This window comes from Nocardia sp. NPDC004711 (genome assembly GCF_053601595.1).
Genome location: NZ_JBSGCB010000108.1, coordinates 1 through 13,765, shown reverse-complemented (window position 1 = coordinate 13,765; position 13,765 = coordinate 1). Strand labels below are relative to the sequence as shown.

Annotated in this window: 13 protein-coding genes and 1 pseudogene; 8 read left to right on the top strand and 6 right to left on the bottom strand. The window is 66.5% G+C overall.

The features are described from left to right. The first annotated feature begins 765 nt into the window (after positions 1-765). From ACWEKS_RS46925 to ACWEKS_RS46915, 3 genes and pseudogenes are all read left to right on the top strand, one after another. Positions 766-1,335, top strand: a complete 570-nt coding sequence (locus ACWEKS_RS46925; protein ID WP_452346174.1) for a TetR/AcrR family transcriptional regulator — start codon at positions 766-768, stop codon at positions 1,333-1,335. Between the two features lie 117 nt (positions 1,336-1,452). After that, the gene (locus ACWEKS_RS46920; protein ID WP_452346173.1) at positions 1,453-2,922 is read left to right on the top strand and encodes an MFS transporter; all 1,470 of its coding nucleotides are present in this window, start codon (positions 1,453-1,455) and stop codon (positions 2,920-2,922) included. Between the two features lie 157 nt (positions 2,923-3,079). After that, positions 3,080-3,283, top strand: a pseudogene (locus ACWEKS_RS46915) (Tn3 family transposase); the annotation flags it as partial. 30 nt (positions 3,284-3,313) lie between these two features. Here the strand turns inward: ACWEKS_RS46915 and ACWEKS_RS46910 are convergent. Next, positions 3,314-3,799, bottom strand: coding sequence for a hypothetical protein (locus tag ACWEKS_RS46910; protein ID WP_452346172.1), 486 nt, complete (start codon positions 3,797-3,799; stop codon positions 3,314-3,316). Between the two features lie 98 nt (positions 3,800-3,897). Beyond that, a complete protein-coding gene (locus ACWEKS_RS46905) occupies positions 3,898-4,056 on the bottom strand; it encodes a hypothetical protein (protein WP_452346171.1) in 159 nt (52 codons plus the stop codon). Between the two features lie 289 nt (positions 4,057-4,345). Between ACWEKS_RS46905 and ACWEKS_RS46900 the strand changes: the two genes are divergently transcribed. From ACWEKS_RS46900 to ACWEKS_RS46890, 3 genes are read left to right on the top strand one after another with little or no spacing between them, the layout of a single operon-like run. After that, positions 4,346-4,624: a hypothetical protein gene (locus tag ACWEKS_RS46900; protein ID WP_452346170.1), complete on the top strand. Its 279-nt coding sequence runs from the start codon at positions 4,346-4,348 to the stop codon at positions 4,622-4,624. Further along, a complete protein-coding gene (locus ACWEKS_RS46895) occupies positions 4,621-4,959 on the top strand; it encodes a hypothetical protein (RefSeq protein ID WP_452346169.1) in 339 nt (112 codons plus the stop codon). The genes ACWEKS_RS46900 and ACWEKS_RS46895 overlap by 4 nt, the downstream gene beginning before the upstream one ends. Before the next feature lie 10 nt (positions 4,960-4,969). Next, positions 4,970-5,443 carry an ArsR/SmtB family transcription factor gene (locus tag ACWEKS_RS46890; RefSeq protein WP_452346168.1) on the top strand — a complete coding sequence of 158 codons (474 nt, stop codon included), beginning with the start codon at positions 4,970-4,972 and terminating at the stop codon, positions 5,441-5,443. Positions 5,444-5,508: 65 nt separating this feature from the next. On the opposite strand, the gene ACWEKS_RS46885 is transcribed toward ACWEKS_RS46890, so the two are convergent. Beyond that, entirely contained in the window at positions 5,509-6,513 is a 1,005-nt protein-coding gene (locus ACWEKS_RS46885) for an AraC family transcriptional regulator (RefSeq protein ID WP_452346167.1), read from the bottom strand. Between the two features lie 125 nt (positions 6,514-6,638). Between ACWEKS_RS46885 and ACWEKS_RS46880 the strand changes: the two genes are divergently transcribed. Continuing rightward, positions 6,639-7,490: an NAD(P)H-binding protein gene (locus ACWEKS_RS46880; RefSeq protein WP_452346166.1), complete on the top strand. Its 852-nt coding sequence runs from the start codon at positions 6,639-6,641 to the stop codon at positions 7,488-7,490. An 88-nt stretch (positions 7,491-7,578) separates the two neighbouring features. On the opposite strand, the gene ACWEKS_RS46875 is transcribed toward ACWEKS_RS46880, so the two are convergent. Together ACWEKS_RS46875 and ACWEKS_RS46870 are read right to left on the bottom strand one after the other, a co-directional pair. Further along, complete coding sequence (locus ACWEKS_RS46875) at positions 7,579-8,922, bottom strand: MFS transporter (protein ID WP_452346165.1); 1,344 nt, start codon at positions 8,920-8,922, stop codon at positions 7,579-7,581. Between the two features lie 200 nt (positions 8,923-9,122). Continuing rightward, positions 9,123-9,884, bottom strand: a complete 762-nt coding sequence (locus ACWEKS_RS46870; protein ID WP_452346175.1) for an MBL fold metallo-hydrolase — start codon at positions 9,882-9,884, stop codon at positions 9,123-9,125. 271 nt (positions 9,885-10,155) lie between these two features. Between ACWEKS_RS46870 and ACWEKS_RS46865 the strand changes: the two genes are divergently transcribed. Next, complete coding sequence (locus ACWEKS_RS46865; RefSeq protein ID WP_452346164.1) at positions 10,156-11,157, top strand: GlxA family transcriptional regulator; 1,002 nt, start codon at positions 10,156-10,158, stop codon at positions 11,155-11,157. A gap of 276 nt (positions 11,158-11,433) precedes the next feature. Here ACWEKS_RS46865 and ACWEKS_RS46860 read toward each other — a convergent pair whose 3' ends face one another. Then, entirely contained in the window at positions 11,434-12,924 is a 1,491-nt protein-coding gene (locus ACWEKS_RS46860) for an MFS transporter (protein WP_452346163.1), read from the bottom strand. Positions 12,925-13,765 lie beyond the last annotated feature (841 nt).

Below are 13,765 nucleotides of genomic sequence, written 5' to 3'. Positions count from 1 at the left end.
CGCCAGCGGGCTCACGATCACCGCAGCGCTCGTCGCCAGTGCCGCACTCTGCCTCGCCCTACCCGCCTCACCGAAAGTTGCCGCCGACTGAGACATCGCATGTATTCATGTCTTCTGCACACACCAGAAGGAAAGGGATAGCCGAGACTGCTCACATCCGCCCGGAATCCTACGTCGGCTTCCTCGACCAGCTAACGCCTGACATTTTGAGCCCCACGCTGATATGGGGCGCGCGATTACGCGCTGGTGACGGTGGTGTTGGATGCCGGCCCGCAGGAAGCTGGGCTCGACGACGATGATGTCGAGCCCAGTGCCCGCGGCGGCAGCCGCCGCATCGATGGCCGGGTGGTGCCCTTGGATCCGGGGAGCCGGGCGGTGCTGCTGACTTGGCGTGCGGAGCGGCGGAAGATGTTGGGATCCAAGACTAGTCAGCGGGCGCTCTTCCTGTCCAAGCGCGGGCGCTGGCTGGCGCCGCGGTCTGTGGGTACCTCATTCGGTCGGTAGGCCGGAAGGCGGGCATGGAGATTTCGCCGGGCACACTATGGAAACGGCCAAGCACAGCTGGATGCGGCGCAGGTCCGGGCACTGACACAGTTGAGCCTGGATTTCGAGGCCCGAGGCTGAGGGACGCGGCCCGAATCAGGTGGCTGGAGGGCTGACCGAGGTGTGCAGGACAGTGCCCTCGATGACGGACCGGTCGCGAATTGATCTCTGGGGGTCGGCGCAGGCCTTGCTTCTGTAACTACTAGTATGTATGTTGAAGGCGTGGAATCTGCGGCTGAGCGACTGATCGTCAGTACCCGCGAATTGCTTTGGGAGCGCGGCTATGTCGGCACCAGTCCGCGGCTGATCCTGGAGCGGGCCGGGGTAGGGCAGGGCAGCATGTACCACCATTTCCGAGGCAAGCCCGACCTCGCCCGGGTGGCGATTGCCCGCACGACTACCGCGCAGCGTGGGGAGGTGGAGAAGCTGTTCGCCGCCGAGGGGGCCGCGATCGACCGGATCGCCGCCTATCTCGAACGCGACCGAGATGTATTGAAGGGATGCCCGGTCGGTCGATTGACCCAAGACCCGGAGGTCGTGGCCGAGTCGCGACTCCGAGAGCCCATTGCCGAGACCTTCGACTGGCTGTGCGACCTGCTCGCGCAGGTGCTCATCGAAGGGATCGCGGCCGGTGAGCTGAATCCGGATCTGGACCCACAGGACACCGCCGCGACCCTGGTGGCCACGATGCAGGGCGGTTATGTCCTGGCCAGGGCCGCCCAGGATCCCCAGCGATTCGACCAGGCAGTGCAGGGAGTGCTGAATCTGCTTCGCGCCCAGCGAAAGTCCTGAATCCACGCGAAGTTCTCGGACACGGCGGTCTTCGGCGCCCGTCGACCATCACCCGTGACTCCCGATGATGTTGCACCACAGCGTCTTCCGGTGCCCGAGAGAGCAATCAGGTTGGCAATGACCCATACCAGCGAAGTATCCAACGTATCCCCGAAAATCCCGACCGCGCCACCGCCCGAACTCGACCCTCCCCGCACCGTCCCGCGCACCGGACTTGCCTTCAGCCTCGGTGCCATCGGCTACTTCATGATCACGATCGATCTGACCATCTGCAGTGTCGCGATGTCATCGATCGGGAAAAGCGTCGGATTGTCCCCAACGTTTCTGTCATGGGTGACAACCGCTTTCACCCTGATCTATGCAGGCTTCATGATGTTCGGCGGGCGCGTGGTGGATATCTTCGGCCGCAGGAAGGCGTTCGCGGCCGGATTGAGCTTGTTCACGGTGGCATCGCTGGTCGTAGCGTTGGCGCCGAATCCCGGACTCCTCATCGGGGCTCGTGCCGTGCAGGGTGTCGGTGCCGCGATCGTCACCCCCTGCACGCTGGCATTGATTCTCGATCTCTACCCGGAGGGCGCGGGTCGCCGGCGCGCGATGGGAGTCTTCCAGGCAGTCATCGGTTCCGGCGCCGGTTTCGGTCTGGTGCTCGGCGGCGTACTCACCGATGCCTTCGGCTGGCGCTGGCTATTCCTGATCAACGTCCCGATCGGTGCGATCGTCGCTGCTCTGGCTCCTCGGTATCTGCCGGTAACTGCCCGCGGTGCCGGTCGACGCCGCTTCGATGTGGCCGGAGCCGCCACCATCACCGGGGCCCTGGCCGTTCTCATCTACACCTTGGCCCAGACCGCGACCCGCAGCTGGGCCAGTCCTTGGACTATCCTCGGCCTCGCTGTAACCCTGGTACTGCTCGCCAGCTTCGGTATCGTCGAACATCGCAGTGCCGATCCGCTGCTCCCGCTGCGAATCCCGAAGAATCCGGTGGTCTGGAGCGGGAACGTGCGTGCCGCGCTGGTGTCGGGAACCTTTCTGGCCGCGCTGGTCTTGGTCGCGCTCGACGATGAACAAGTGCTGGGACATTCGCCCACCAGGGCCGGCCTGAGCACGCTGCCCGCCGCGCTGATGATTCTGGTCGCGGGAAGGTTCGGACCTCGTGTCGTCGGCCGGATCGGCATCCGCTACACCGCGCTGACCATGCCATTGGTCCTCGCTGCCGGGTTGTTCTGGTTCGCAGCCGCCTCCGGCGACAACTACCTTACCGACCGGCTACCACCCGACCTGCTGATCGGATTCGGCGCCACCGTAGCCAACCTCGCAAACATGCTGGCCGCTACCAGCGGAGCGCAACCAACCGAACGCGGCGTCGTTTCGGCCCTGCAATACACCGCTCAACAAACCGGTCAATCGGCCACGCTTGCCGCGCTGACCGCGGTCGCCGCCGCACACACGACAGCCGTCCTCACCCACCACTCGATCACCTCTGATATCGAAGCCCTGCACTCGGGATTCCATCTGGCATTTCTGGTGGCCGGGGCCTGCGCGGTGATCTCGGCAGCCCTGGCACTGCCGAAACGGAACTTCACCAATTGACCACTCCCACACCGCCGATCCCACCGTCACGGAAGGAACCGACCTCCGCCAACGCCTCCAAGCGCAAGTCCTCGACCACCACGACAGCCAGTAGCTCAGCAAGCCCCTCCCTGACCAGGGGTTACGCCCTATCCGTTGTTTTTCGGCGATTACTACCCGAACCCCGTATTACGGGCTGGCTGTAGAGCGGATGCGTCGCGAGGGTCGGCGCATCGATGACGAAGTTCTCGCGCACATCTCGCCAGCGCACAGTGAGAACATCAACTTCTTCGGCGCGATCGAGATCGACATCGACGCCGGGCTGGCCCAGCTCGGCCCCACCGGGTATTGCCCGCTACGGGTGTGGCACACCTTGTTCTGACGCCGCCTGGTTGCAGTCGGCGACCTGGGCTCAGGACACTTGCTCGGTCGACGCGAGTGCCGTGAGCTTCTCGGTGTGTCCAGGGATGTGCTCGATGGCGCGAAGCCGGATCAGGTCACTCCACAGCAGCTGCTGATCTGGAAGGGGTCGTCCGTCGCGGCTGACCAGGCGAAGCAGCACCGGCGTGGCGGCGGCGTGGTCAGGGATTGTCCTGATCACAGAACTGAGATCGCGCGCGTTGCGGCGGATCGTATCGACCCGCTGGATGTGGGTGGTCGAGGCGATCAACGCAGTAATGGCGGCATCGTCCATGGCCTTGCGATTGTCGACCGCCGGAAATAGGCCGGTAAGGACATCGCGGGCCGCAGCGGCGAGGACGCGGTCGCTGAGCGCGATGTGGCTGAGCGTCCAATCGATGCCTGATCGCACGTCCGGTGCCAACAAGGTGGTGTCGATGATCGATCCGGCGGCGGCGAGCAGGCCGTCGTACGCGGCGTCGAATTCGGTGGTGTCCACAGGACCTCCTAGAGGTGAACAGTTGTGCGGTATCAGTCGATCGGCGTAGCGGCGGGGGTGCGGTGCCGTAGTCGGGCCAGGGCAAACAACACGACCAGTCAGAGCGCGGCTACGACAACGGCGAAATGCCGCACGGCGGCAATCAGACCGATGGAGGTGGCGAGGAAGACGATCACGTAGAAGCTGGACAGCACCTCGGCGCGGCGGTCGGCAGGGGTGGCGTGGTTGACTGCGGTCAGACCGCCGAGGAAGACCAAACCTTGGCCGATGCCGGCGAGCGCGGTCGCCCTCGGGACAGCCCTTCTGCCTCACCTTTCCACCGGGCGGAGGAGCGTAAGTCTCCCTGGCGCGAAATTCTCAGCGCCCAATGATGTAGCCGTCGAGCGTGCCGACGGCCGTTGCGAATTTCCGCGGCGACCACGCCGTCCACAGCCTTGCCGAGATGGCCAACATCATTTATCAGCTGGAATGAGTATCCGGTGGGCAGCACTTCGCTTCCCTGCACCACATATGATCTGTGGAGATGCTAAGTGTATTCTCTATCTTGTGGGCTATGAGTGGCTGCCATCGGCGATCAGCCGTCTGCAAGGTCTGGGCACCGATGAGGTGATCGCGGCATTGCTGGACGCGCGCCGGCGATGGGTGCAACGAGTCGAGACCAAAAACGGTGCTTGCGGACTAGCGGTCTGGACCCGTACACCAGCGGGGACACCGATCCTGGTCGTTGTGCGCCCGCTGGAGGGTTTCGATCACCAGATCTCCTATGTCGCCGTGATGACCCCGCAGCAGCAAGTCGCTTTCGAGGAGTGGGAGAACAACCAATGAGCGCACAGGACAACGACATTCAGGCTCTGACCGAAGGGGAGCAGCTGGCCGCCGCCGCCGAGGCGGGGGAGCTGGTGCTCGGCGACACCGTCGATGCCGCCGCCGTGCTGCCAGCCGCCGCTGACGTCGATCTCGACGCCAAGGTCGTGACCACGGTCCGGCTCACGCTGCGCCAGAGGCGAAGGGCTGAGGAGGTCGCGCGCAGGCGTGGCATCGACCTGGCCGAACTCATCCGAGGGTGGGTCGACGAGGGCCTGGCCGAGGTCGAAAACGACTACCAGGTATCGGCCGCGGACCTGAAGCGGGCGCTGGCCGGGTTGCGCCGCACCGCGTAGGCGGCCCGTCATGGGTCCAGCGGACGTGCGGCTGTTCGCGTCCTCGGCGTACCCGCCCGCGTCGAGGATCGTCAGCCCGGCCACGGGTTGGCCCGCAGCGAGATGGTCGACTCCTTTCCCCCGCTGCCCGGACCCAGCCGGATACCTCGAGGCCGGGGGCCAATGGGAGCGCAAGGGCGACCGTGCCGCGGCGGTACATGACATCGGTGAAGGTGAACGGGCCCTGGGCGATCCGGTCCGCCTCGAGATCGTCCGGTTGCTGACCGGCGGAAAGCTGCTCAGTACAGGCGAAATCGCCGATACCCTGGGGCTTCCGGCATCGAGGTGTTCCTATCACCTCAGACAGCTGCTGACAACAGGTGTCAACGAGTGCATCGCCGAAGGGACAACACGGTATCCAGTCCTGAGGAAACAGGCGCTTGATGAACGGTTTCCCGGACTGCTCAATGCCCACACGGCCCACACGGCCCCGAGAGCACAGTAATTGATCACCGTGACTGCCATGAGCACCCGCCGCGGCAGCACACCCCGCACGACCGGTGAGCGCGATCACCCGGTTGCGCCTGGGCCAGTCAGGCGTTGGGACTGCGGATGATGCGTCGCGCGATAACGTCCTGGGGCTTGGCCGACGACGCGTTTGAAGGCGCGCGCGAACGCGAATTCGGAGTCGTATCCGACTGTGCGGGCGATCTGGCGCAGTGGGGCTTGTTGCTCGCGCAGTAGGCGGGCGGCTACGGTCATCCGCCACATGCTCAGGTATTGCATGGGGCTGTGGCCGGTGGCCGCGGTGAATTGGCGGCTGAACCGGGCGCGTGGGATGCCGACGGCGTGTGCGAGCGACTGCACGGTCCAGGGTGTGGCGGGGTCGTCGTGGATGAGCGCGAGTGCCGCGCCGGCCACGGGGTCGCGTAGCGCTCGGGTCCACCCGAGGGCCTGGTCGGTTTGGCTGAGCAGCCAGGCCCTGAGGATGTAGGTGAACAGCAGGTCCAGCAGCGAGGCCACCACCGTGGGTGTACCGCGGCCGGCGTGGTCGACCTCGGTGGTGAGCAGATCGACGGCCGCGGCGAGGCTGGTGCCGCGCATCTGGCCTGCGGTGATGTGCACGAGGTCGGGCAGGGACGCGATGAACGGGTGCCGCGGCGCCGGTTCGAGCAGGTACGCACCGCACACCAGGACGGTCTGGGGACCCTCGCCGTCGATGACGAGGTCGGTGCCAGTCAGCTCCGGCAGGGTGGCGCCGAACAGGTCCCGCACGGTGGGCGCTGCCCGGCCGGGGGCGTCGGCGACAACGTGCCCGACACCGGAGGGCAGCAACACGACATCACCCTGGGCGAGGTGGACGGACTCGCCGTTGTCGGGGACGAGCATGTAGGAGCCGGCGATCACGACGTGGATCGTGGCGATCGATCTCGACTCGAACGTGATGGCCCAGGGTGCGCGCAGCAGCGACCTGCCGTAGACAACACCGCCGCGGCGGGTGGCAGCGACGATATCGCCCACGACCTCGGCCACATGGTCCCGCCCACGACCAACCGCGTTCACCGTCACCGCCATACCCGGATCGTTCCGACATGGTGCTGATCGGATATGAATTCGTCGAGAACTGTCATGGCACGCATCGATAGCCCGTTCATAGGGTGATTGTGTTACCGATCGACGTTATCTTCCTGGAGGAACGTGTGCCTACGACGATTCTTGTTCTCGGCTCGACCGGCCGCACCGGCCGGCGTGTGGTGACCATGCTGGCCGAGCAGGGACACACGGTCCGGGCAGCCAGCCGAACCCCGGGAAGCCCCCAGGCTCCGGTGACACCGGTGTACTTCGACTGGACCGACCCGGCGACCTACCGGCCTGCCCTTGACGGTGTGGACGCGATTTACCAGGTACTGCAACCGGCCAGCGCCGATCCCACCGACGAGGTCGCCGCGCTGCTGAAGGATGCGGCAGCGGTGGGAGTTCGCCGGGTGGTTCATGTGTCCAACGCCACGGCGCATCTATCGGGAGAGGATTTTCCGATGCACCGGGTCGAGCGGCTCCTGCAGGCAGGGCCGGTGCCCGCGACCATCCTGCGCCCCAACGTGTTCGACGAGAACTTCTCCGAACACCCCGCGATCGTGGCGGGTGTCCGTGCCGGGGTGGTCGCGGTCCCCGCGGGCCAGGCCCGCGTGGCACCGATCTCCGTCGAGGATATCGCCGCGGTGGCCGCGGTCGCCCTGACCCAGGACGGGCATCAGCACAAGACATACTCGCTGACCGGACCGGATTCGCTGTCGTTTTCGGACATGACCGCCCTCGTGGCCGATGCCGCCAGAAGACCGGTGCGCTATCAGGCGATGGCGCCGGCCGAGTTCCGCGAGGCCATGCTCGGCGGGGGCGCCCCCGGCCATGTCGCCGAGTTCTACGCCACCATGTACGAAGGCATCCGCAACGGCTGGGCCTCCGACGTCAGCGCCGACGTCGAGCAGATCACCGGCCGGTCACCGGTCAGCTTCGGCGACTACGCCCGCGCCACCGCCCCCGTGTGGCACTGATCAACCCGCCGCCGCGCCCTTCGAACCCATCCCGGAGCGGATCGGCGCACTCGTCCGACTCGATCCGCAGCATCGTCGAGTTCCTCGCTCACCGCTGACCGGCTCCGGCACTATGGTCATCGCGGGGCGTCATGGGGGCGGGGCGTGTCGCGGGATGAGTTTCAGCGCGACGATGACTGCCGTGGTGCTTGCGGCGATGGCGAGGATCATCGCGGTCGGTGTTCGGGTGGCCAGGTGGTTGGCGACGACCGCGCCCAGGAGCGCGACGCCGATCAGGCCGCCGGTTTGGCGGGCGGTGTTGAGGGCGCTGGAGGCCATGTTCTTGTGCTCGTCGGGTGTGTGGGTCATGACGGTGAGGGTTTGCGCGGCGCCGGTGATGGCCATTCCGAACGCCAGTAGCAACCAGTCCGGCAGCGATGAGCAGGTATGGGGTGTGTTCGGCTGTGGGGACGAGCAGGACGAGCCCGGCGGCGAAACAGCCCATTCCTGTGAGTACGCCGGTGCGGGGGCCGTGGGCGGCGACGAATCGGCCGGCGATCAGGCTGGATACGGCGATGCCGGTCACCGTCAGGGGCAGCAGTGCCAGCCCGGCTCGTAGGGCGCTGTAGTGGCGCAGGTCCTGCAGGTCGTAGGTGTAGACGATGAGCGTGCCGTAGAGGACGAAGTTGTAGATCGCCCCGACCGCGAGTCCGGCGAGCACCGGCCGGTTGGTGAGCACCGCTGGTGCGAGCAGCACGTCATGGCCTGTGGCGGCGCGGGTGAGTTGGTGGTGGCCGAATCCGGCAAGCACGGCAAGACCGGTGATGCCGGTGATCAGGACCGGTCGTGAGGCCCAGCCCAGCCGAGTCGATTCCACCAGGCTCCACACCAGTGCGGTCAATCCGCAGATCACGAGGATCTGACCGCCTGGATCGACCGCGGCCGCGCGTGTGGGGGCCTCGTCGACGTAGCGCCACACGAGCCAGACGGCCACGGCGACGACGGGCACATTGAGAACGAAGATCGACCGCCAGCCGACCGTGTCGACCAGCAAGCCCGACAGCAGCGGGCCGATGACCATACCCATGCCCGCGGCACTGACCCAGATCCCGATCGCTGTGGCTCGTGCTGTCGCATCGCTGTAGGTGCGGGTGATCAACGTCAGCGGTGCGGGCGCGAGTAGCGCGGCCCCGACTCCTTGGACGGCGCGTGCGGTCACCAGCCATCCCGGCGTCGGGGCCAGCGCGCACCCGATCGACGCCACCCCGAGCACCGCTAAACCTATCTGGTAGGCGCGTCGGGGGCCGATCCGGTCGCCGATCCGGCCGGCGGTGAGCAACAGGGCGGCGAAGGTGAGGGTGTAGGCGTCGATCACCCACAGCCCGATGTCTGCGCCCGCGTGCAACTGGGCTCGGATCGTCGGGACCGCGATGGTGACGATGTTTGCCTCCATCACGATCAGGGCCGTGCCCGCACACAAGCCCGCCAAAGCCAGCGCGTGCCGCCGACGCTGCTGGCCAGTGATCGGTCGGCCCGTGTCGCTGCTGCCGGCGGCCGCGTGTCGATCCGATGCTCGCGGCGGCCGGCTGTGAGAGGGTGGCGGTTCGTGCCGGCCAGCGGAGTGGGGATGGGGATGGTCGGGGCTGTCCAGGCTCACAGCAGTACGGTCTGTCCGGGCGCCAGTGGTAGCAGGCGGTGCTGCTGGCCCTCGCTGGCGAACGCGCCGGTGATCGTGTCGGGGCCCTCGGTGAGATGTGCCCAGCCCTCGGTGTGCGCGACGATCGCGGCACGCACGTCGAGGATCCGCGCTGCCTGGGCGGCCTGGCGGCTGGTCAGATTCAGGTAGGCGTCGAACAGCCCGGTGCGGCCCGCACCGGCGAACAGCACAGCGATCTCGACCGGTCCCAGGTGGTGGGCGATCTGGGCGACCACGTCCAGCGACGAGTTGTCCCCGCTCACATACACTCGCGGCAGTCCGTCGCCGGCGAGGACGAACCCGGTGACCTCTCCCAACGCGTGCTCGGTCCCCTCGGGGCCGTGGTGGGCGGGCACGGCCGTGATCCGCACCTGACGGCCATCGGATCCGCGAAGCTGTGCGTGGCGCCACGGTGACAGGCCGCGGGCGGTCCCTCCCAGGCGGTCCGCCGCGCTCGGTGTCGTGAACACGGCCGGCACTCCGGCCAGGAGCTTGCGTCCGGTGTCGTCGAGGTTGTCGGGGTGCTGATCATGGGACAGCAGCACCGCGTCGATCGAACCGATCTGCTCCGGCGGCACCGCCGGACCCGTGGTCTTGGTCAGCACCCGGGTGCCGGCCGGGTCGATCGGATGCTCGCCGGGCGGATCGAAGGTGGGATCGGTCAACAACCGCACCCCGCCGAACTCGATCATCAACGTCGGGCCGCCCACCAACAACACCCGCACCGTACCGCGATCCGGCGGCGATGCCGTCGTCGTGCTGTCGGTGACCGGAAAATCGGGAGTGGGAGGGGATGGGGGTGGGGGTGGGGTCGCGTTCATACCGGAGATCATCAGTCAGCGGCCGGTCACCGCGTGAGTGGCTGATTAGCCACTCTATGATTGATTCACGCCAACCATGCCGCGTCGGCCACCCCACCAGCAGCAGCCAGCGACGGACGGTCGGTCCGCGCCCGGATTGCCGCGACCTGGCTGAACCCGAGGAGCGCCCGTGCCCCGACGCCGTACCACCGTCGCCGTGCTCGTTTTCGATCAGGCACCGTTGTTCGAGACGTCGGTGCCGATCAGCGTGTTCGGCGTCGACCGCAGCGCCCACGGTGTGCCCCGCTTCGAGCTACTCACCATCGCCGCCGGCACCGCACCGATCGCCACGACCGGGGGGCTGCGACTGCACGCCCCCTACGGTCTCGATGCCCTGGGCCGGGCCGGGGTTGTCATCGTGCCTGGCTGGCCCGACCCCGAGGCCGACCCGCCCGCTTCGGTGCTCGACGCGATCCGGGCTGCACACGCCGATGGCGCTGTGACCGTGAGCCTGTGCATGGGAGCGTTCGTCCTCGCGGCCGCCGGGCTGCTCGACGGTCGCCGAGCAGCGACCCACTGGGTCCACGCACCCACACTCGCTGCCCGCTACCCCAGCATCCGAGTCGACCCCCAAGTGCTTTACATCGACGACGGCGACGTGATCACCAGCGCCGGCACCGCCGCCGGACTCGACGCCTGCCTGCATGTGGTGCGCCGCCTGTGGGGCACCGAGGCTGCCGCCACCATCGCCCGCCGCATGGTCGTGCCACCCCACCGCAGCGGCGGACAAGCCCAATACTTCGACCAGCCCCTCACCGACATCGATCACGACGACGATCTCACCGCCGCGATCACCTACGCCCTCACCCACCTCGACGAACCGATCACCATCGACACCCTCGCCCGCGCAGCCGGGCACTCCCGCCGCAGCTTCGACCGCCACTTCCGCGCCCGCGCCGGCATCTCACCCCTGCAATGGCTGCTACACCAGCGCATCCTGCACGCCCGCCGACTCCTCGAAACCACCGACCTCAGCATCGACACCATCGCCACCCAAGTCGGATTCACCAACGCCATCGCCCTGCGACCACACTTCCGCCGCCTGCTCGACACCACCCCCCAGCACTACCGCAACACCTACCGCGGCACCCACACACCCACCACCGACACCCACACGACAGCACCCACCTGACGGGCCGCCGTGTTGTCGGCAGAAATCGGGCGGATGTGCCTGGCTGTTGATCACATCAGCCATGGTCCTAGCGTGGCCATCCGATCAAACCGCCACCGCCTGCTCACCCCACCGAGACGGACGGTGACCTGCTTGAGGGCCTCGACCACTGATCACATACAGAGGCGTTGGTAGCGTTGACGTAATCTCGGGCTCGTGTCGATGGGCGGCGGCGGTGAAGCCGAGCTCGGTGTAGCTCCACCTGTTCAGTGCTGGTGTGCACCGCGGCTGACGCGATCACACTTCCCCGCTCACGACGGCGGCCGGAAATGCGACGCGTACGCTTCGCCGCGACCACGCCGCGAACATGAGCAGCAGGGTGACCACGCCCGCGGCGGCGCAGACGAACCAGACGGTCGAGTAGCCGGTGACGGTTGGAGACTCGGAGTGCGCCGGGGTGAATGCGCTGAGCAGCGTGGCAGCTGCGGCGCCACCGATGGTGGCTCCAACGCCTCGAACCGTGTTGTAGGTTCCGGAAATGATGCCGACCTGATCGCGGGGGGCGGCCTCGGAGATGTATGCGGGCATGCTCCCCAGCAGCAGTCCGGCGCCGAGCCCGACCGCCATGAAGCTGAGGGTGATCATCCATGCCGCGCCTGCCACCGAGCTTGCGTACGCCAACAAACCCATACTCGCCAGTCCCGCTGTGCCGCAGCTGATTCCGACGAAAATGAGACCGCGGGGCCCGATCTTGCTGGTGAGCAGAGCACACAGGGACGATCCGCACGTCTGCGCCAGAAAGAAGCAGATCAGAACAATCGAGATGGCGGTGGTGGCGAAGCCGAAACCATATCCGACCGATTGCGGTTTCGCGGCCAGGAAGAACAGCAGCGGGTTTTTGGGTATCCACACCATCAGGCCGAACGTCACCGCCGCGACCATCGCCGGCCACATTGCCCTGCTGGTCAGCACGGCAAGGTTCACCAGTGGCGAGGGGGTACGACGCTCCCACGCAACCCACGCGCCCAGGACCACCAGTCCGCACGTCACGCCGGTCAGGGTGCTCGCGGAGGTCCATCCGGTCTTGTTGGCGTTCATCACGCCCAGCAGCAACGACACCAGTCCGACCGACAAGCCCAACACCCCGATCCAGTCGATCGACCGGGCCCTGCGGGTGGTGGATTCAGGAAGCAGAACCATCGATACAACACCGGCAACCGCGCACAGCGCGGCCAGGATGGCCACGGTCACGCGGACACTTCCGAGCAGCGCCAGGGCCGGGCCGGCGATCAAGCTACCGATCAGCTGGCCTGTGGTGACGCCGGTTGCCAGCATGGCAATGCCACGATTAGCGCGAACGCCCGATTCCGTGTCGCGAATCAGCCCGATCAGCATGGCGATCCAGACGCCCTGCGCGCCCCACAAGCACATGCCGACGACGGCCACACCGAATGAGGGGGCCACCGCAAGCAGCACGATGGCCGCCGCGGTCGCCCAGACGGTCAAGGTCAGCAACCTCCGGTGCCCGTGCCGGTCACCAAGCGCTGAGAGGACCAGGACCGCCACCGCCAAAGCGAGGAAGCTGATGCTGCTGAGCCAGGCATATAGGCTGGCGCCAAGGTGCATAGCGTTGCTCCACGCGGGGACAAGCGGGCTCCAGAATCCCATGGAGAAGCCGGCCACGATCTGAATGAAGAACATGGCCCCGACGACGCGGAAATTGTGCCGCGCGTGGGAGATCGGCGGTTCCGCCGCAGATTGCGAACCAGATGGATCGGTCACGGACATTAATCGTGCTCCTCGAACACTATGGCCACAATTGGTCGAATAGCGGTGGGCAGTGACGAGGCGGAAGACTGCGCGAGCGTCTTGAGATCGCACACCGGGCCCACAGCCAGGGTCGCATTCGTATGGGCGGGAATTGTGCAGGAGAGCCCGATCAGGCCCTTGCAGCAAGGACCGCCATCGCCATGTGGTCACCCCGGTGCGGGCCCCTGGCCACCGAATCACGCGACAGTTCCTCTTTCTTGGAGGGGAAGAAGCTGATTGTCCGGTTCCGGGTCCGCGCACACGGCATATACCGTCTTCTCACGGTTCACCTGATATGTCACGCACCCTTGCTCGAGTTCAGCGGCGGACAGCGCTGCTGTCAGCAACCGAGTCGCCCATTTGGCTCGGCGCTGTCCGTCTGCAATCAACAGCGCGATGTCATGGCGCCGGTACGCTTCCGCGGCACAGGCCGAAAACGCGTCGCTGAGCCGCCGCTGGAATTGAGACAGCCGCAATGCCTCTGATGCCTCGACATTGTGTCTCGCTGCGTTGTCGACGACCGACCCAGCGTTGAATCCTGGCAATCACTGCGCGGAAGGCGCCCATGATGCCCTGGATTCGATACCCTGTTGCAGTCGCTCCAGGGTGGAAACCTCTGCCTGCCAGATCTCTTCGCTCGATGGCACGACACCCGCTGTCAGCACACCGCAGGCCAACGTTCGATTGCGTTCGACGCTGGCTACCAGCGGCGCCGGAACGCAGCAGGTCAAGTCCCGGGGCGTGGTGTAACTGGGGTGGTCACCGCATGATCCGGAATGGGGTCAGGCGGTGAGTTCTGCTGGTGCTGGGTCCTCCTGTT